The following is a 17,269-nucleotide window of genomic DNA, read 5'->3' on the forward strand; positions in this document are numbered from 1 at the left end:
AAAGGATGCGCGATGAAGAGAGGTTGGTTGTGGTGGGGAAGTGGCGCCGTGTTCGCGGTGGCTGCGGCGGCATGGTGGTGGCGACCGCAGCCGACGCCGATCAGGCTGGCTGAGGTCGGGCGGGGGGATGTGCTGGTCACCGTGGTCAACACCCGGGCTGGCACCATCAAGTCGTGTCAGCGGGCCGGGCTCAGTCTGCCCGGTGGCGGCGTGGTGGAGCAGATCGCCGTCAAGGCCGGGGAGCGGGTAGCCCAGGGGGATCTGCTGCTGACCCTTTGGCGTGACGATATCCGCGCCGATCTCGCCCGTGCCCGTGCCCAGCAGGCGCTCGGCAAGACCCAGCGCGAGGAGCGCTGCAGCGAGGCGGCCTACTACGAGCGGGAGGCCAACCGGCTGGCCACCCTGCTGGCCAAAAATCTCACCTCCCGCACCCTGGCCGAACAGGCCCAGAATCTGGCCGCTACCCGCCGCTACATCTGTCAGGCATCCCGTCAGCAGGAGCGGGTCGACGAGGCCCAGGTCGCCCAGGTGGAGGCCCGCTTGAGCGAGCGTCGTCTGCTGGCGCCCTTTGCCGGGGTGGTGGCGGAGGTCAACAGCAAGCTGGGGGAATACATGACCCCTTCCCCCCCCGGAGTAGCCATGCCCCCGGTTATCGATCTCATCGACGATAACTGCCTCTATGTCTCAGCTCCCATCGATGAAGTGGATGCCGCCCGCCTCAAGATGGGCCAGTCTGCCCGGGTACTGCTCGACGCCATGCCCGGGCGCGATTTTGCCGCCACCGTCACCCGCATCGCCCCCTATGTGAAGGAGCTGGAGAAACAGGCCCGCACCGTGGAGGTGGAGGCGGCGCTCACTGCCTTGCCCACTGACGTGCCCCTGCTTATCGGCTACAGCGCCGATCTTGAGGTGGAGGTGACTCGCGCCACCGATGTGCTGCGGGTGGCGGCCAGCAGCCGGGCCGACGATGGCAGCGTGCTGCGGCTGGAAGGGGATAAGCTGGTGCGGGTGGTGCCCCGCTGGGGCGTGGAGAACTGGAACTGGATTGAGGTGGCCGAGGGTCTCGCGGCCGGTGATCGGCTGGCCGCCCAGCCCGGACAGATTGTCGGGGAGGGCCCTTTCAGCGCCGCCACGGAGCAGACGGATGAGTGATCTCATTCGCCTCGATGCCGTCAGCCGTCGTTTCACCCTGGGGGGGAGCGACGTCGCCGCCCTCGATCGCGTTTCTCTGCGGGTGGCCGAGGGGGAGTATCTGGCGGTGATGGGCCCCTCGGGCTCCGGCAAATCGACCCTGCTCAATGTGCTGGGGCTGCTGGACCGGCCCGACGAGGGGCGCTACTGGCTGGGGGGGGAGGATACCGCCACCCTGTCAGAACCGGCGCTGGCCCAGCTGCGCGGCCATCGCATCGGTTTCGTGTTCCAGTCGTTTCACCTTATCTCCCGCCTCACCGCCCGTGAAAACGTCGAGCTGCCGCTGATGCTGTGCGGGATCGCCCCCGCCGAGCGCCATCGCCGCAGTCAGCGCTTGCTGGGGGAGCTGGGGCTGGAGAACCGGGCCGGACACCGCCCTGCCGAGCTCTCCGGCGGCCAGCGTCAGCGGGTGGCCATCGCCCGGGCCATGGCGATGGCGCCGCGGCTGATCCTGGCTGACGAACCCACCGGCAATCTCGACTCCCGCTCAGGGGAGGAGGTGATGACCCTGCTTGAGACGCTCAACCGGGAGCAGGGGATCACGCTGGTGGTGGTGACTCACGACCCGCGCCTCGGTGAACGGGCGGGCAGGCGGATCCTGATGAACGATGGCCGCATCACTACCGATAGCATTACTCGCACCCATAGTGGCGGGGGCTGAATGCGGCGGCCCGATGTGATCCACTTTGCCGCCGTCGCCCTGCTGCGCCAACGCTCACGGGCGCTGGTCTTGATCCTGGCGGTGAGCCTGAGCGTCACTTCCGTGCTGCTGCTCACCGCGCTGGGGGAGGGGGCGAGACGCTATGTGGCCGACCAGTTCAGCTCCCTTGGCAAGGATCTGCTGGTGATGTTCCCGGGTCGCAAGGAGACCACCGGCGGGCTGCCGCCGGTCACCGGCAACAGCCTGCGGCAGATCACCCTCGATGACATGCACTACCTCGGCCAGCACCTGCCCAAGGTGCGGCTGGTGCCACTGGTGATGGGCTTTGCCGAGGCCAAGCAGGGGGCGCGGCTGCGCCAGACCATGCTGCTTGGCAGCAGTAACGGGCTGCGCGATACCCACGGGCTGCAACTGCTCTCCGGCCGCTGGCTGCCGGGGGAGGCCGCCGAGGATCGACCGGTCGTCCTGCTCGGGGCCGTGGTAGCCCGGGAGCTGTTTGGCCAGGCCGATCCGGTCGGCCAGTGGCTGCGTTTTGACAATCGCCGCTTTCGGGTGGTGGGGATCTTCACCAGCCAGAGCAGCAATCTGGGGATGGACATGGCTGAAGCCGCGCTGATCCCGGTGGGCAGCGCCATGCGGCTGTTCAATACCGAGGGGCTGTTTCGGCTGCTGATCCAGCCGTTGGCGGGGCAGGCTGTGTCCCCGCTGGTCAAGCGACTGGAGCAACTGATGCAGGCGCGCCACGGGGTGCTCGATGTGACCGTGGTACGCCGTGACGCCATGCTGGCCACCTTCTCCACCATTCTCTCGACCCTCACCCTGGCGGTTGCCAGCATCGGCGCCATCAGCCTGCTGGTATCCGGCATCATGATGATGAATCTGGCGCTGATCAGCACTCGCCAGCGCACCGGCGAGATCGGTCTGCTCAAGGCGCTGGGGGCCGACAGTCGCCAGATCCGCCAGCTGTTTTTATGGGAGGCGCTGCTGTTGAGCGGCAGTGGCGCGCTGTTTGGCACGGTCTTGGGCTATGCCCTGGTCGCCCTCGCCGCGTTGGTGTGGCCCGGATTTCCGGTGGCGGTGCCTGTGCTCGCGACCCTCTGCACCCTGCCGGCGGCCCTGCTGACCGGGCTGTTTTTTAGCTGGCTACCCGCTTCCCGGGCGGCACGGCAAGATCCGGTCAGCAGCCTGCGCAGCGGACAATGGAGCGGTGGCTGATGCGCCTCGCCGATCTGCTGTTCTGGCTCTGGCGCGCCTTGCTGGCAGGGCGCAGTCGCAGCCTGCTGTCGGCGCTGGGCATCGCCATCGGGATCGCCTCGGTGACCCTGCTCACCGGCATCGGTGAGGGGCTCAGGCTCTATCTGCTCGACAGTTTCTCCCAATTTGGTACCCGCTTGATCGCCGTGACCCCGGGCAAGACCGACACCGCCGGCGGCCCGTCCGGTATCCTCTCCAGCAGCCGCCCCCTGCTGTTGGAGGATGCCGATGCCTTGGCAAGATTGCCGGGTATCGAGGCGGCGCTCCCTGTGGTGCAGGGGCAGGGAGAGGTGCGCAGCCGCGGGCTGACTCGCAGCACCGCCATTCTGGGCACCGGCCCGGCGGCGCTCTCTGGCTGGCGCCTCAGCCTGATGCAGGGGCGTTTTCTGCCCGCGGATGACAGTGCCATGCCCCGCGCCTATGCGGTGCTGGGGGCCAAGGTGGCAGCGGAGCTGTTTCCCGGCGGCGATGCCCCGGGGAGTCTGCTGCGCGCCGGAGATCGCCGCTTTCGGGTGGCCGGGGTGCTGGCCCCCAAAGGACAATTTCTCGGCTTTGATCTGGACGACATGATCTATCTGCCCGCCGCCCACGCCCAGGCGCTGTTCAACAAGGAGGGGCTGCAGGAGATAGACGTCATCTATCGCGCCGGGCAGACAGAGGCCGACATCTCGGCCCAGGTCCAGCGGGTGCTGATCGCTCGCCACGGCGCCGAGGATTTTACCCTCACCTCCCAGCAGGACATGCTGACCAGCCTTGACAAGATCCTCTCCATCATCAAGCTGGCGGTCGGCGGGCTCGGCATTATCTCGCTGCTGATCGGGGCGGTCGGCATTTTCAGCATCATGAGCATCGCCCAGCAGGAACGGATCCCGGAGGTGGGTTTGCTGATGGCGCTGGGCTGCCCACGGCGTCGCATCTTATTGCTGTTTCTGCTCGAAGCCGTGGTGCTGGCACTGCTGGGCGGGGCTATGGGATTGGCCCTGCTCGGCGGTCTCAAGCTGCTGCTCACCTTGTTGGCGGCCGGGTTGCCGCTCACCCTCCATCCTCTTTATCTGCTGCTGGCGCTCGGTTGTAGCGCCCTGGTCGGTCTGCTGGCCGGGGTCGCTCCTGCGCTGCGGGCGGTGCGGCTCGACCCGGTGGTGGCCCTGCGGGGGGATTGACCCTGCACCCTGCTGATAAGGGGGCACGAGCGGGGCTGGTTGCAAGATGTGACTATCCGCCGCTCGGATGATTGACTGCTTCCCTTCTGACATATTGTCGCTGTCGGCCCCTCTGACACGGGGGTATAACGGCCGCACGTTTGTTGTACTAATGGTATAAAAATGAGTGACTTGGTCTATCTGAAAGACGACAGCGACAATGCTGTTCACCCCGATTTTTCCGCCCGCTTTGCAACCGTAAAAACCAATTTTTTCTCACGCAATCCCGATCTCTGGCCCGTTTTTCGCGAACCCGGATTTGCCACCCTCAATGAATTTCGGGCCCGTGGCCTGGCGCCGGATGCCCGCCTGAACGCCTGGCCAGATGGCCAACCCCAATCTGGTCTACTCCGAATATGCCGGAGTGGCCGAGGAGCTGGAGAAGAAGGTGGTGCGCCAGATTGTCCTGCTGGCGGGCTATGACCCGGATCGGGTCACAGGTATCTTCACCCAGGGGGACATTCTGTAACCGCTACGGCTACCTGCTCGGCATTCGCAAGAGCCTGCCGGAGGCCAAGCACAAGGGGCTCGGCCACTATCAGGATTACACCAACTGGGTGGCGGCGGTGGCCGGCTCCGACTACGATGCGCGAGGGCGCTACTCCTACATCGCCGGGGAGAAAGCCGTCTTTATGAACCCCGCCTGCACTCGCGAGCAGATCGACGCCTTTATCGACCATATTCGCGGTTGATGGCGCTCTTCCTGACCACTGATGGTGGCCAATAGTGACCAGTGGTGGTTGGGGATCTTGTCAACAGATAAACAAACGGCGAGCCGTTTGGCTTGCCCTTCTGTTTTTGCGGTACTGTGCGCAATTAGTGGGGAAGGCCGGGTTCAGAGGGCCAGTAACTGCTCATTCTCGACAATTTCGCACCCGGCGGGCAGTTTCGAGAGCGCGATCATGGCGTGAGCCACCTGACGGGCCTCGATGGCGCGCCAGCGGGTTAGCTTGCCCACCAGCAGCGGTCGAAACAGCGGATATATAGTCTGAAAGATCTGCTCGGAGAGGCGTGGTAGCTGGCGATCTCCGAGCAGCATGGCGGGCCGCACGATGGCGAGCCGTGGCCAGGATTGGGCCAGCAGTGCCTGCTCCATCTCTCCCTTGGTGCGCGGATAGAGAGCCGGGGACGATGCGCTGGCCCCCATGCTCGAGACCACGATCAGCCGTTGACAACCGTGGCGGCGGGCCAGCTCGGCAAAGGCGACCACATAGTCGAGATCGACCCGGCGAAACGCCTCGGCAGAGCCCGCCTCCTTGCGGGTGGTGCCGAGGGCACAGAAGGCGATATCCACCGGACGGGAGAGGGTGACGCTGGCCAGATCATCAAAATTGACCGGCAACCAGTGGTGCGCCTCCTTGCCCGGCTTGCGACAGAGCAGGGTCAGTTCATGTTCGGCAGGCAGTTGCTGCACCAGTTCGCGACCGATCAGGCCGCTGGCTCCGGCAATCAGGATCCGGCTCATGGGGATTCTCCCTGTGTCATTCGATGGTGTTGATGCCATGGTGGCTGCTCATCAGCATCAGGCAATTTGCGAGCTGCTGCAATGGGGGAGATGACACTGTATATAGCGCGGTGGCTGGATAAAACAAAACCGGCGCGAGGCCGGTTTTGCGGGATATCAGAGCGGGGTATTGAAGGCTGCTGGCAGCGGGAAGTCACCCGTCACCGTGGTGAGCCGCTCATTGGCGAAGGTCACGGTGAGCTCTTTACGCTCCTTGTCGCCGTGGCCCGGCTGGAATTCATAGAGGTAGTACCAGGTGTTGGGGTCAAAGCCGTCGCGCAGCATGGGGGTCCCCAGCACATAGCTGACCTGCTCGCGGGTCATCCCCTGGCGCAGTTTGTCGACCTGTTTTTGTTCCACATAGTTGCCCTGAGGAATATCAATGCGATAGACCAGGCTGCAACCGGAGAGGGTGAGGGCGGTCAAAGCCGCGGCAATCAGGTGTTTCATCCGCATATCGAGTTCAGATCATCCATACAGTCTTTTTGGCTCGGCAAATCATACCGACTCCCTCCGCGGAAGTAAAAAGCCATTGATCCATCAGCCAATAAAAAGGGTCGCAGTGCGACCCTTATCGGCAATCAGACAATCATTACATCGCTGCGCGGAAGATGGCGACGATCTCTTCGTGGCTCGCCTGTTTCGGGTTGGTGAAGCCGCAGGCATCTTTCAGGGCGTTGCTGGCCAGGGTATCGAAGTCGTCGGCCTTGACGCCCAGCTGCTCCAGACCGGCCGGGATCTTCACATCCAGCGCCAGTTGCTTGATGGCTGCGATGGCGGCGGCGGCACCCTGCTCGTCGTTCATGGCGCTCACGTCCACACCCATGTAGCGGGCCACATCTTTCAGGCGGGCAGCGCTCACCTGGGCGTTGTAGGTCTGAACGTGGGGCAGCAGCACGGCGTTGCAGACACCGTGGGGCAGATCGTAGAAACCGCCCAGCTGGTGAGCCATGGCGTGCACGTAGCCGAGGCTTGCGTTGTTGAAGGCCATGCCGGCCAGGAACTGGGCATAAGCCATCTGCTCGCGGGCATGCAGGTCATCGCCGTGGTTGACGGCGGTGCGCAGGTGCTTGGCAATCAGCTCGATGGCCATGATGGCGCTGGCATCGGTCACCGGGGTGGCGATGGTGGAGACATAGGCCTCGATGGCGTGGGTCAGGGCATCCATACCGGTGGCGGCGGTCAGACCAGCCGGTTTGGCCAGCATCAGCTCGGGGTCGTTGACCGACATCAGCGGGGTAACATGCTTGTCGATGATAGCCATTTTCACGTGGCGCGCTTCGTCGGTGATGATGCAGAAGCGGGTCATCTCGGAGGCGGTACCGGCAGTGGTGTTGATGGCGATAAGCGGCAGCTGCGGCTTGGCGGAGCGATCCACCCCTTCGTAATCCTTGATGCTGCCACCGTTGGCGGCAACCAGCGCGATGCCTTTGGCGCAGTCATGGGGCGAGCCGCCACCCAGCGAGATGACGCAATCGCAGCCGTTGGCCTTGATCATCGCCAGACCCGCTTCGACGTTGCTGGTAGTGGGATTGGGTTTGGTCTCATCGAAAAGCACGCTTTCAATGCCATGTTCAGCCAAGAGAGTGGTGAGCTTGGCGACCACGCCGATCTGGTTGAGAATTTTGTCGGTGACGATCAACGCCTTGCGATAGCCGTAACCCTTGATATCGGCGGCAGCCTCTTGCAGACAACCGGCACCCATCAGGTTGATTGCAGGAATATAGAACTTGAATGTAGCCATGATGGACTCCCTATAGTTAGCCATTTAGTGGTAATTGAGGGCTAAGTTACCATCATGGGTGGGATACAAAAGCATCTTGTTTACAACTTTACGGGGTCGATCACGAGTCGTTAATTAAGTGCTGAACCGGACTTGACTTTCCCGCTTCTGACTCGCTTTGCAGAAAAACGTTTGTCAATTATTTCATCGAGTTAGCAAACGTTTTGTGCGGTGTTTGTCACTGTCAATGCGTGGAAGTGTGAGGCGCTTCAAGGAATTGGAAAGCGCTTTCGACCATAGTTGGCGCCTCCCCGAAGAGGGGGGTAAAGGCTTGAAAGTATCATAAAGAATCATCTTAACTTGTGCCCTGACCATGCTGGCAGGGGGCAACCAGGAGTCCAATATGTCTGATGTATTTCACTTGGGTTTGAAGAAAGCGGATCTGCAAGGCGCCACCCTGGCGATCGTCCCCGGTGACCCCGAGCGCGTGAAGCGTATCGCAGAGCTGTTGGATAACCCGGTGCACCTGGCCAGCCATCGTGAATTCACTACCTGGCGCGGCGAGATGGACGGCAAGGCCGTGATCATCTGCTCTACCGGTATCGGTGGCCCGTCCACCTCCATCGCGGTAGAAGAGCTGGCCCAGCTGGGCATCCGTACCTTCCTGCGTATCGGCACCACCGGTGCCATCCAGCCGCACCTGAACGTGGGTGATGTGATCGTCACTACCGGTTCCGTGCGCCTCGACGGTGCCAGCCTGCACTTTGCACCGATGGAGTTCCCGGCGGTTGCCGACTTCGACTGCACCACCGCGCTGGTCAACACCGCCAAAGAGATGGGCTCCAAGCTGCACATCGGTGTGACTGCCTCCTCTGATACCTTCTACCCGGGTCAGGAGCGTTACGACACCGTATCCGGCCGCGTAGTGAGCCGTTTCCAGGGTTCCATGAAAGAGTGGCAAGCCATGGGCGTGCTGAACTATGAGATGGAATCTGCAACCCTGCTGACCATGTGCTCCAGCCAGGGCCTGCGTGCCGGTATGGTGGCTGGTGTTATCGTCAACCGCACCCAGCAAGAGATCCCGAACGCCGAGACCATGGCGAAGACCGAATCTGATGCCATCAAGATCGTACTGGGCGCTGCCCGCAAGCTGATCTGATAGCAGAGCTCTTGTTACAAGAGCACCGAGTGGGGGGTGGGGGCCGTTGCGAAAGCGCGGCCCCTATCTTTATCCGCCGTTTACCGCGTTTCCTCTCCCGTCACGCCTTTCACTGATCCCGTCGCACTCGCGCTGGTTGTCTCTACTCATTACCTCTAAAACGGCGGCGTGCAGCGGATCTGCATCGGTTCGCCGCTCACCGGATGGACAAAGTCCAGCTCGCTGGCGTGCAGCATCAGCCGCGGCGCCTGTTCGCAGCCGGGTGGCAGCAGGCCGCCATAGAGATCGCAACCGAGGATGGGGTGGCCCAGTAGCTGACTGTGGATCCGCAGCTGATGGGTGCGGCCGGTCTCCGGCACCAGCCTTACCCGGGTCAGTGGCACGGTTTGTCCCTGCATCTGCTGCGCCAGCCGCTCAACAACCCGATAGCGGGAGCGGGCGGGTTTGCCGCTGGCGGCGCAGATCTTAATCAGCGGGAAAATCGACGGGTCCTTGGCGATGGGGGCATCGATAAGGCCTTCGTCGTCAACCAGATGGCCGCAGAGCAGGGCGCTGTAGGCTTTGCTTACTGCCCGCTGACTGAACTGCTGGCAGAGCAGGGCATTGATGGCCCTGTTTCTGGCGACCACCATGATGCCGGAAGTGCCGAAGTCGAGGCGATGCACCAGGGTGCAGCCGGGGAAATCCTGCACCAGTCGATAATGAACCGAGTCGAGATTCTGCGGATTTTTGCCCGAGAGGCTCAGCAGGCCACTCGGCTTGTTGATGAGCAGCAGATGATCATCCTCAAACAACGTCTCGATGGCGGCACTGCAGGGCGGGGCGATAAAGGTGTCGACGATAACAGACATAGGGCACACGGGCTGGAAACGGGGGGCGATCATACCCGAACCGGCGCGGTCGGGCGAATGGGCGGTGCGCAGCCTCGGAAAATGCACGGGATGACGCCATGCAACCTCTTGATAATGAGCCGCTTTAAGCGAGGCGGTGTGCAGTATAAACCGCCCTAGTCACCAACAAGACCCCGTTTTGTGAACCCTTCCCGAGTTCATCCGAAGCGTGCTTGTTAAGGTATGGTGACCCACGAGGCGCAGGTGATGGATGAGGATATCGAGCGGGTGCGCGCCATCACCAATCCTGTGGCCCAGTGCGTGGCCGGGCTGCTCGACTTTTTCATGATCTACCATCGAGATCCCAAGTGGGGATTTGCTGGTGCACCGCTCCATGACCCCTGTACCATTGCCTGGTTGCTGGCTCCCGAGCGGTTCCACGGGGTTGAGTGCCGGGTCGATATCGAGACGGGCGGCACTCATACTTGCGGTATGACGGTGGTGGATCGCTATGGCCTGACCGGCAAGCCTGCCAATGCGCTGCTGCTGTTTGGGCTGGATCGTCCGGGCTTTATCGATCTGCTGGTGACTCGGCTGCGGGCGTTTGACTGAGCGCCGGTTCATGTTTACAAGAAGGGGCGGGGAATGTGGAAGAGAGGGGTGATACTGCTGGCCGGGTTGCAACTGACAGGCTGCGCGACGCCATTCGAGCGGATGTGGCAGGGGCTGGCGACCTGTGAATTTACCGATCTCTATGTAGATGAGACGGGCAGGGCCGCCAATCTACAACTGGCCAACTACACCCCCTACAAGGTGAGCGATGGCTTTGCCTGGTACAAGGTGCACGAGGAGCTGCACGGCTTGCCGGTGGTCGGTTTTATCGTGCCTGCCGCAAGCTTCGAAGTGCATGCCCTCTTTGTTGATACCCCCATCGCCAATGCCCGCCGGTTGACCCACAACGCCTACGGCAGCGAGTTTGGCGACGAGCAGAAGCATGGCGAGGGGTTGGCGCCTCTGCTGTTGCGCGATCCCAATAACCCCAAGCGATCGATCATCGATTGTACCAAGGGGGAGTCCGACGAGGAGCTGCAGGATTCGGCCATGCCCGAGTAGAGCCACCTGTCACTCCATCGGCCTGAAAAAAGAGGGACCAGCCTTATCGGCTGGCCCCTCTTTAATTTAACGCAGAGTGTATCGCAGAGCGGTTCCCGGATCAGGGATAGCTCAGCGTCTCCTTGATCAGCGGCAGTTGGGCCTTGATCCATGCCGGATTGCAATAGGTTCCCCAGTCGCAGGCCTGACTCGACGTCATTTCAGGGATAGCTCAGCGTCTCCTTGATCAGAGGCAGTTGGGCCTTTATCCACGCCGGATTGATGGGCCCCCAATCGCTGATGCGATAGTGCCCCTGCAGGTGGCGAGCCCCCTCGGTCTGCTCGAAGGCGCAACTGATATCGAGTTCGGCCAGCGCCGTCAAGGTATCCTGCGCGGTGCGGCGCGGCATGCCGGTCGCCTCCATGATGGCGGGCACCGTATCCGTGCCCTGGCTGATCAGCCAGGCCACGTAGAGCCGCCGGTAAAAGCTGGTGCGGGTCTTGCTCGGCTCACTCATAGCTCGTCCTCAAGACGATCAAAGTAGCGCCAGGTCGCAATGGTCGCCTTGCCCATCACCAGTGCCCAGAGGCCGAACCAGAACCAGCGGAAAAAGCTCCAGGTGGAGGCGTCAGGCTCGGTGCTTTCGATCTTGGTGACGTTGGGGAACATGGAGAACATGTTGATGCGCCAGCCGTAGGAAGTAATGATGGCGAGCCGCTTTTCAAACTCCATCGACTTGGCCTTGGCCTGCACGTCGGCAGCGTTGAACTTGAAGTAGAAGGGCCAGCCCCACTCGGTATCCTCGTTGCGGAACACCCGGATCTTCTCGCCGGGGCGCTCGGTGTAGATGTAATAGACGTCGGTGGTGGGACCGTCAGCCGGGTTCTTCTGGCTGATGGGGCCATCCTTGTCGGTACGCTTCACCTCGACCCCGGTGATGGTAGCGATGGTGTGCTCCGGCAGGTAGTAGTCGAGCCAGGCGGCGGAAATGAGGGCGATGAGCCCCAGGGCGATAAAAGCGGGTTTCTTGAATCTCAGGCTCATGGTGTGCTCACGTGAGGGGGAGTAACGTGCCTCTACCATACCGATATTTGACAGGGCAGCCCAGCCCCTTATGGCGCCACAAGCCAAAAAATGGCGTTTAAAACAGAGACAAAGCCATTGCTCCATCAACAAGAAAGGCCCTTGCGGGCCTTTTTGTCTGGTTCACTTTGTGCGCTTATAGCTGGAATATTCCTCGGTGGCGGCATTGAGCGCCAGCAGGGAACTGTCACAGTCTTTTATTGCTGAAATGAGCGAAATAAATGCATTATTCTTGTGATAAAGCGGTCTTTTAGGCATGGTTTAGCGCTTAATTCCCTGAATATGTGATACAACTCGCGGGATTGCGTCAATCCTGTCCCTTTTTCGTGATTTCCTGTTCTCGTTGTATGGAGGTGTGTTGTGTCCAGCTGGATCGATCCGGCCATTCTGGCTCTGTTTATCCCGACCTTTTTCTTTGTCTCGGTGACCCCGGGCATGTGCATGACTCTGTCGATGACCCTGGGGATGAGCCTGGGGGTACGCCGTACCCTGCACATGATGTGGGGGGAGCTGATCGGGGTCGGGCTGGTCTCGGTGCTCTCGGTGATCGGGGTGGCAGCCATCATGCTCAACTATCCGGGGATCTTCGCCGCCTTCAAATATGTGGGGGGGGCCTATCTGGTGTGGCTTGGCATCCAGATGTGGCAGGCCAAGGGGAAGATGGCCATTCCAGCGGATCTCTCGGCCGGTCAGCAGACCAGCCCCATGGGGCTGGCGGTGCAGGGCTTTGTCACCGCCATCGCCAACCCCAAGGGGTGGGCTTTCATGATCTCCTTGCTGCCCCCCTTTATCTCTGCCGACAAGCCGATGGCGCCGCAGATCAGCGCGCTGGTGGCGCTGATTCTGGTCATCGAGTTCTCCTGCCTGCTGCTCTACGCCAGCGGTGGCCGTACTCTGCGCCACTTCCTCGCCAAGAGCGGTAACGTCACCCTGATGAACCGCATCGCCGGCACCCTGATGCTGGGGGTGGGGGTCTGGCTGGCGCTCGGTTAAGAGCCGTCAGTGACCCACGTCACGAAAGAAAAATGCCACCGCTTGGTGGCATTTTTTATGGGAGCGGCTTGGCTCAGCGGGGCTTGAAACGCTCGACCCAGGGGTTGGCGGTCAAGCCATGGAGCAACACGCTCAGAATAATGGTGCAGAGCACGGTCGCTATGATAGGGCGCTGGCCGATCAGCGCCGGCTCGTTTTGCAGCACCATCACCGCAAAGACGATGCTGGCCAGGCCCCGCGGCCCGAACCAGCCGATAAAGAGCTTGAGCTCGGGCTTGAGGCCGGTGCCGATAAGGCTGAGCCAGACCGGCACCATCCGCAGCAGGGTGAGGCTGGCAATGGCATAGAGCCAGTATTGCCAGTGCAGCAGCTCCGGCAGGATGGGCATCAGGGTGGCGCCAAACACCATCCAGATCACCACGGAGAGCAGGTCGCCGTAGCCTTCGCAGCTATCCATGTAGGCGTGCTTGTGCTCGCCGAGGCGATGGCCGATAAAGAGGCCACCGACAAAGGCGGCGATAAAACCGCTGCCCCCCAAGGTCTGGGCCAGGGCGAAGCAGAGCAGGGCCAGTCCCGGCATGGTGAGCTGGCGCCAGAGCGGCAGTTGCCAACCGTTGAGATAGGCAATTTTCAGCAGCCGGATAGTGAGGCTGGTCAGCACAAACGCGACCAAGAGGCCAATGCCGATCTCCTCCAGCATCAGGGTGATGGCCAGGGTCGCAGTCCCTGTGTGCTGCTCGGTAGGGGAGATAAGGGCCAGCAGCAATAGCAGCACAGGTACGCAGATGCCATCGTTGAGGCCGCTCTCCTGATTGAGACCTTCGCGCACCGGTGCCGGCACCGCGGGGTTGCTGACCACCGCCTTGCCGAGCGCCGCATCGGTGGGGGCCAGGATGGTGGAGAGGATGGCCATCTCCAGCAGTGGCAAGTCGGGGAAGATCCAGTGGCCAAACAGGGCGCCACAGAGCAGGGTAAGAGGGAGACCGATCAGCAGCAACCGGATCGGCAGTTGCCGGTTCGCCAGCAAAATCTGCCAGTTGGTGTTGGCGGCATCGTTGAACAGCACGATGACCAGGGTCAGCTCGGCCAGCAGCTTGATACCGGCACTGTCGATGGCGAGGGAGAGCAGTTCCAGCCCTCCCGGCCCCAGCAGCCAGCCGGTTAGCAGAAACAGCAGGGGGCCGTTGACCAGTTTTGATTCGAAGCGCCCTGCGATCAGGCTGTAGATCAGCAAGAAGGCGGCGATCACCGCCAGATTCTGATAAAGCAGATGTGTATCCATACAAACTCCCTTGAAACCATACTGTCAGGGCGGTTTAACGACCATCCTGGCCCCGGGTTATGCCCCATATTCTCAGTTGCCGACGCCAGGTTGCGGCCTCTTTGCGCACGTTTTGTCCAGAGTGGCAGTGCCCATCACATCCGTCGGGGCCGATTATGTCGGCTCCCGCGGACCGTTCAATCGGTCAGACAGTCGGGGTCAAACACATACTCACCATCCAGCCAGCGCACGATTTCGTCGACACAGGATTGGTCGCGAAACGGCAGATAGCGGGCCTTGAGGTGGATCACCTGCTCAGGGGTCAGCTGGGCCAGCCCTATATCCTGAAACAGCGGCAGATCGGCCTCGATCATTGCCGAGATCTGCGGGCCGCAGGTCGCGTTGAGGGCGGTATGTAGCGCCTTGTCCGGGTCGTACTGCTTGCCGAGCCGGTAGCTCATCGGCAGGGTGGCGAGTGGCAGGGCCGACAGGGCCGCCTGCTTCATCGGGTTGACCGCGTGGCCCGCCACCAGTTCGCTGAGCTCGGCCGGGCGGTTTTCGAAGGCGCGCAGATGGAGGTAGCTGCTGGCCTTGCTGCCATCGTTGACCGGGTAGTTGTCCCACAGGAACGGCTTGCGGTGCAGCCACTCGGCCGTCTGCTGCAGGTGAGCTGCCGGGTACTCGCTGGAGCAGACCTTGGGACCGGTCCAGAAGATATCGATTCGCCGATCCAGCCCTTGACCCAGATCCTCCAGATAGTGGGGGGGCATGGCGCCGAACACCTTCTCCAGTACCGGGTCGGTTGAGTAGTAGCTGGGACAGAAGATGAGGCGGGCCGCCTTGCTGTGGGCCGCGATGTCGTGGGCAATGGTGAGCTGCCAGTGGGCGAGATCCGGGGTATCCCCCTTCATGTCGTCGAACAGGATCGCCAGCATGTCGGGCTGGAGCATTTCATCGATAAGACGCACTTTTTCAAGCAGCGCCGGACGCTGGCGGGCATAGTCGTGGTGGGCGCCCATGGGGCTTAAGCCCACCCCGAAGGCGAGCCCGTTGGCACGGCACTGGCGCGCCAGCTCGGCGAGATCCGCCAGCTGTTGTTTGGGCCAGGGGAGGGCCCAGTGCTTGCGCAGATAGCCATCTTCTTTCGGGGCGTAGAGATAGAAGCCGTAACCGTGGCGCGGCAGCCACTGGGCGTAGCGGGCGCGGGCCTGCCAGCTCCATCCCTTGCCAAAAAAGCCTTCAATCACCCCCAGATTGGCTGCGGGGGGCAGGGGGCCGGACAGCAAACTTTGATATGGCATAACGCTCTCCCTTCTTGCTGGGGACTCGATGCGGGACGGTCCGTCAGACCGGGTCCTCTTCCTGAAAGCGCACCCCGATCTTGCTCGGCACGCTCTCGTCCATTTCGGCCACGGTCCAGATCAGGCCCTGCCATTCGATGTTGTCACCGACCACCAGATTATCGCCCAATTGGGTCGCAATGAAATCCCCCAATGTCTGTTCCGCCGCCTCGCTCACATCCAGACCATAAAGAGGGGCCAGATCCGTCAGACGAGCCGCTGACTCCAGCAAAAAGTCGCCGAAGAAACGGGGGCCGAGATCCTGCTCCGGCGCCTGGCTGAACAACTGGCCGAGGGCGGGGAGGTCGCGCTCGTGACCGATCACGCAGAGGATGTCATCGGCCTGCAGACAGGTACTGCCCGAGGGGTGGAGCAGCTCGCGGCCACGAAACAGGGCGCTGATCCGGGTGCCAGCAGGCATCTGCAGATCCCGCAGTGGCGATCCGATGCACCACTTCTCTTCCCCCAGCTGGTAGACGAAGGTCTCCCACTGGCTGTCGAGATCGATCTCGAGCCCGGAGCGGTTGATGGGCGACGGGGGTGCTGGTACCTCCACCCGCGCCAATTTTGAGGCCAGCGGCAGCGAGCTGCCCTGCAAAATCAGCGAGACCAGCACCACGAAGAAGGCGACGTTGAAGTAGAGCTGGGCGTTAGGTAGTCCCGCCATCATGGGGAACACCGCCAGAATGATGGGCACGGCGCCGCGCAGGCCAACCCAGGAGATAAACCAGCGCTCGCGGGGGGCGAAGTTCTTGAACGGCAGCAGCCCGATCCAGACCGAGACGGGGCGGGCAAACAGGATCATCCACATCGCCAGCGCCAGTGCGGGCAAGGCGATGGGGAGCAGATTGCTGGGAGTGGCCAGCAGGCCAAGCACCAGAAACATGCCGATCTGACTGAGCCAGGTCAGACCGTCCAGCACCGACAAGGTGGTGCTGCGGCTGCGCAAGGCGAGGTTGCCGAGCAGCAGACCGGTGAGATAGATGGCGAGAATCCCGCTGCCCCCCACCGCCGTGGTCAGCGCGAAGATCAGCAGGCCGCCGCTGACGGTGAGCAGCGGATAGAGGCCCGGTGCCAGGCGGGCAGTGTTGATGAGGCGCCACAGTAGCCAGCCGCCGCCAAGGCCGAGACCGGCCCCTAGGCCAAACTGCTGGAGCAGTTGCAGCAGGAGGAAGCCTGCATCCAGCCCCTGCTGGGCGGTGGCAAGCACTTCGATCAGAGTGACGGTGAGAAACACCGCCATGGGATCATTGCTGCCTGACTCTATCTCCAGGGTGGCGCTCACCCGCTCGTTGAGGCTGCGTCCGCCGAGCAGGGAGAAGACCGCCGCCGCGTCGGTGGAGCCGACGATGGCGCCGATCAGCATCCCTTGCATCAGGTTGAGGTCAAACAGCCAGGCGGCGGCCAGACCCGTGAGGCCGGTGGTGATGGCCACCCCGACCGTGGCGAGTGACAAGGCCGGCCAGAGCGCCACCCGAAACGAGGAGACCCGGGTGCGCATGCCGCCGTCGAGCAGGATGATGGCGAGCGCCAGGTTGCCCACCAGATAGGCGATGGAGTAGTCAGCGAAGTGGATGCCGCCGGGACCATCTTCACCGGCCAGCATGCCGACCGCAAGGAAGATGACCAGAATGGGAATACCGAGGCGGGAAGAGAGGGCGCTCAACAGGACGCTGGCGCCCACCAACAGAGCCGCGACAAAAAAGAAACTGTTGATGGTAGCGGCATCCAAAGGCGAACTCCTTCCTGGTAATGGGCAAAGCAGGCACATTATATGCAGTTAGGCCCCCCTTGTGTGGCTTATTTGTGCATCAATTTGCACTTTCTTACATTTTTCATCCCTTTTTCCAGCATGGCCGCGCCATATTCTGACTGTGACGGGGTTATCGAAAGCGGAGTCAAAGGAGTGTCGATTTCAGGATGCGCAGGGAGCTGGTGGGGAAAAGCGAAACGGCACAGCAGAGGGAGAGGGGAGCAC

The 17,269-nt window shown here is 62.1% G+C and carries 16 protein-coding genes and 2 pseudogenes; 9 read left to right on the forward strand and 9 right to left on the reverse strand.

Annotated elements, in window-relative coordinates:
* Nucleotides 1–12 precede the first annotated feature (12 nt).
* The 5 genes and pseudogenes from BN1125_RS01150 to BN1125_RS18255 form a co-directional block, all read left to right on the forward strand.
* Nucleotides 13–1,152 (forward strand): efflux RND transporter periplasmic adaptor subunit, encoded by a 1,140-nt coding sequence (locus tag BN1125_RS01150; RefSeq protein ID WP_042010040.1) that lies wholly within the window; start codon nucleotides 13–15, stop codon nucleotides 1,150–1,152.
* Nucleotides 1,145–1,852, forward strand: a complete 708-nt coding sequence (locus tag BN1125_RS01155; protein WP_042010042.1) for an ABC transporter ATP-binding protein — start codon at nucleotides 1,145–1,147, stop codon at nucleotides 1,850–1,852. Before BN1125_RS01150 ends, BN1125_RS01155 begins: the two co-directional genes overlap by 8 nt.
* Nucleotides 1,853–3,067: an ABC transporter permease gene (locus BN1125_RS01160; protein ID WP_042010043.1), complete on the forward strand. Its 1,215-nt coding sequence runs from the start codon at nucleotides 1,853–1,855 to the stop codon at nucleotides 3,065–3,067. It begins immediately after the preceding gene.
* Nucleotides 3,067–4,266 (forward strand): ABC transporter permease, encoded by a 1,200-nt coding sequence (locus tag BN1125_RS01165; RefSeq protein WP_042010045.1) that lies wholly within the window; start codon nucleotides 3,067–3,069, stop codon nucleotides 4,264–4,266. Before BN1125_RS01160 ends, BN1125_RS01165 begins: the two co-directional genes overlap by 1 nt.
* A gap of 162 nt (nucleotides 4,267–4,428) precedes the next feature.
* Nucleotides 4,429–4,853, forward strand: a pseudogene (locus tag BN1125_RS18255) (aspartate aminotransferase family protein); the annotation flags it as partial.
* A 287-nt stretch (nucleotides 4,854–5,140) separates the two neighbouring features.
* On the opposite strand, the gene BN1125_RS01170 reads toward BN1125_RS18255, so the two are convergent.
* The 3 genes from BN1125_RS01170 to yiaY all read right to left on the reverse strand — a co-directional run bounded on the left by BN1125_RS01170 (nucleotide 5,141) and on the right by yiaY (nucleotide 7,553).
* On the reverse strand, nucleotides 5,141–5,770 hold the full coding sequence (locus BN1125_RS01170) for an NAD(P)H-binding protein (RefSeq protein WP_042010048.1): 630 nt from the start codon (nucleotides 5,768–5,770) through the stop codon (nucleotides 5,141–5,143).
* 156 nt (nucleotides 5,771–5,926) lie between these two features.
* Entirely contained in the window at nucleotides 5,927–6,265 is a 339-nt protein-coding gene (gene bamE / locus BN1125_RS01175; protein WP_042010050.1) for an outer membrane protein assembly factor BamE, read from the reverse strand.
* 136 nt (nucleotides 6,266–6,401) lie between these two features.
* The gene (yiaY, locus tag BN1125_RS01180) at nucleotides 6,402–7,553 is read right to left on the reverse strand and encodes an L-threonine dehydrogenase (protein WP_042010053.1); all 1,152 of its coding nucleotides are present in this window, start codon (nucleotides 7,551–7,553) and stop codon (nucleotides 6,402–6,404) included.
* A 382-nt stretch (nucleotides 7,554–7,935) separates the two neighbouring features.
* Between yiaY and udp the strand changes: the two genes are divergently transcribed.
* The gene (gene udp, locus BN1125_RS01185) at nucleotides 7,936–8,691 is read left to right on the forward strand and encodes a uridine phosphorylase (RefSeq protein ID WP_005337975.1); all 756 of its coding nucleotides are present in this window, start codon (nucleotides 7,936–7,938) and stop codon (nucleotides 8,689–8,691) included.
* Between the two features lie 155 nt (nucleotides 8,692–8,846).
* On the opposite strand, the gene BN1125_RS01190 is transcribed toward udp, so the two are convergent.
* Nucleotides 8,847–9,575, reverse strand: coding sequence for an RluA family pseudouridine synthase (locus BN1125_RS01190; protein ID WP_084202219.1), 729 nt, complete (start codon nucleotides 9,573–9,575; stop codon nucleotides 8,847–8,849).
* 192 nt (nucleotides 9,576–9,767) lie between these two features.
* On the opposite strand from BN1125_RS01190, the pseudogene BN1125_RS01195 reads away from it, so the two are divergent.
* Together BN1125_RS01195 and BN1125_RS01200 are read left to right on the forward strand one after the other, a co-directional pair.
* Nucleotides 9,768–10,133: pseudogene (locus BN1125_RS01195) on the forward strand (nucleoside hydrolase); the annotation flags it as partial.
* A 33-nt stretch (nucleotides 10,134–10,166) separates the two neighbouring features.
* Nucleotides 10,167–10,634 carry a hypothetical protein gene (locus BN1125_RS01200; RefSeq protein ID WP_042010058.1) on the forward strand — a complete coding sequence of 156 codons (468 nt, stop codon included), beginning with the start codon at nucleotides 10,167–10,169 and terminating at the stop codon, nucleotides 10,632–10,634.
* A 200-nt stretch (nucleotides 10,635–10,834) separates the two neighbouring features.
* On the opposite strand, the gene BN1125_RS01205 is transcribed toward BN1125_RS01200, so the two are convergent.
* Both BN1125_RS01205 and BN1125_RS01210 read right to left on the reverse strand, forming a co-directional pair.
* Complete coding sequence (locus BN1125_RS01205; RefSeq protein ID WP_005337957.1) at nucleotides 10,835–11,131, reverse strand: winged helix-turn-helix domain-containing protein; 297 nt, start codon at nucleotides 11,129–11,131, stop codon at nucleotides 10,835–10,837.
* Nucleotides 11,128–11,658: a DUF1523 family protein gene (locus tag BN1125_RS01210; protein WP_042010061.1), complete on the reverse strand. Its 531-nt coding sequence runs from the start codon at nucleotides 11,656–11,658 to the stop codon at nucleotides 11,128–11,130. Before BN1125_RS01210 ends, BN1125_RS01205 begins: the two co-directional genes overlap by 4 nt.
* A 399-nt stretch (nucleotides 11,659–12,057) precedes the next feature.
* Between BN1125_RS01210 and BN1125_RS01215 the strand changes: the two genes are divergently transcribed.
* Nucleotides 12,058–12,690, forward strand: a complete 633-nt coding sequence (locus BN1125_RS01215; RefSeq protein ID WP_042010063.1) for a LysE family translocator — start codon at nucleotides 12,058–12,060, stop codon at nucleotides 12,688–12,690.
* A gap of 73 nt (nucleotides 12,691–12,763) precedes the next feature.
* Here the strand turns inward: BN1125_RS01215 and BN1125_RS01220 are convergent, their stop codons facing one another.
* The 3 genes from BN1125_RS01220 to BN1125_RS01230 all read right to left on the reverse strand — a co-directional run bounded on the left by BN1125_RS01220 (nucleotide 12,764) and on the right by BN1125_RS01230 (nucleotide 17,023).
* On the reverse strand, nucleotides 12,764–13,972 hold the full coding sequence (locus tag BN1125_RS01220) for a cation:proton antiporter (protein ID WP_042010065.1): 1,209 nt from the start codon (nucleotides 13,970–13,972) through the stop codon (nucleotides 12,764–12,766).
* 176 nt (nucleotides 13,973–14,148) lie between these two features.
* A complete protein-coding gene (locus BN1125_RS01225) occupies nucleotides 14,149–15,252 on the reverse strand; it encodes a beta-N-acetylglucosaminidase domain-containing protein (RefSeq protein WP_042010067.1) in 1,104 nt (367 codons plus the stop codon).
* A 43-nt stretch (nucleotides 15,253–15,295) separates the two neighbouring features.
* Entirely contained in the window at nucleotides 15,296–17,023 is a 1,728-nt protein-coding gene (locus tag BN1125_RS01230; protein ID WP_042010069.1) for a potassium/proton antiporter, read from the reverse strand.
* Between the last annotated feature and the right edge of the window lie 246 nt (nucleotides 17,024–17,269).

Origin of the sequence: Aeromonas fluvialis (genome assembly GCF_000819885.1) — a bacterium.
GTDB classification, from domain to species: domain Bacteria; phylum Pseudomonadota; class Gammaproteobacteria; order Enterobacterales; family Aeromonadaceae; genus Aeromonas; species Aeromonas fluvialis.